At 61.0% G+C, this 986-nt stretch carries 1 protein-coding gene; it reads right to left on the reverse strand.

From position 1 onward, the window contains the following. Nucleotides 1–100: 100 nt before the first annotated feature. Nucleotides 101–889, reverse strand: a complete 789-nt coding sequence (locus EN906_RS35405) for a hypothetical protein (protein ID WP_245484409.1) — start codon at nucleotides 887–889, stop codon at nucleotides 101–103. Nucleotides 890–986: the final 97 nt, after the last annotated feature.

Genomic DNA, 986 nt, shown 5'->3' on the forward strand with positions numbered 1-986 from the left:
GAGGCGCTGATCTGCCGGAGTGCGGTCGCCACCGCACTCCGGCATTGTTAAAGGGGACCGCCATTTTTCTCAACGCTACCGCTTGGGCCGCCTGTCGTTCTCATTTCACCAGAGTGATCATCCGATCGGCGTACATTGTGCGATTTCCAAGCGCCGCCGCGCAGTCCGACTTGACGGACGAGTTTCCGGTCATCTGAATCGTATTGCCGACAAGCCTGAGACAGTCGCCCTGGGCGCTCATATCAGAGTTGCCGGCGTAGGAAATGGGCGCGTCCGGCGCGTAAATGAAACCGCTGAGCACGGAATTTGCGCCGCCATTCAATGTCAGAGCAGACGTGTTGCCGTGATCCTGGAAAATGGTGATGCCAGCATAAGGGCCGCTGGTGGGCGGGGAAAGGTTCACCTTCTCATTGGCATTTATGTAGATCTCAGCGCTTTCCATGAGGAATATGGTCACGCCCTGGCCAGCCAGGCTGCCGTTCCCCCCTGGCTTTATGGTGGTGCCGCGCATGATGTAGACGCCCGGATCAAGCGTGATGTCCCCCGACAATGTCTTGTCGCAATAAGTGCCGGGCGACAGCGTGTAGGTTTTGCCGTTCGGGACAGGCAAACACAATGTGTAAGGGGGAGGAACGACGTCGGCCAATGGATCAAAGGACGCGTACCTATGTTCGTGCGGCGTTCCGCAGGCGAGACTGGCGCTGGGTGGCAACAGCCCGCTGGTGCCGCCGACGGTTGAGACACAGCCGGCTGAAACCAGCGCGGAGCCACCCCTGTTGACGGAATCGGACGCGTCCGAGTTCGCCGCGATCACGCAATTGTCCATCGAGACGTTGGTCGAGCCCTGGAGGTTCACGGCGGCGGACGCATGCGGATCGAGCGCCAGCACGCAGGCCTGTGCGCCAGGTTTTACCTTGACCGAGGCCGAGCGGGAGGCCTGCCAGGGGGCCGAGGCGCTGATGAAGCTTGGGCGGCTTATGCTGGAC

This window comes from Mesorhizobium sp. M7A.F.Ca.CA.004.06.1.1, from assembly GCF_003999135.1.
Classification (GTDB): Bacteria; Pseudomonadota; Alphaproteobacteria; order Rhizobiales; family Rhizobiaceae; genus Mesorhizobium.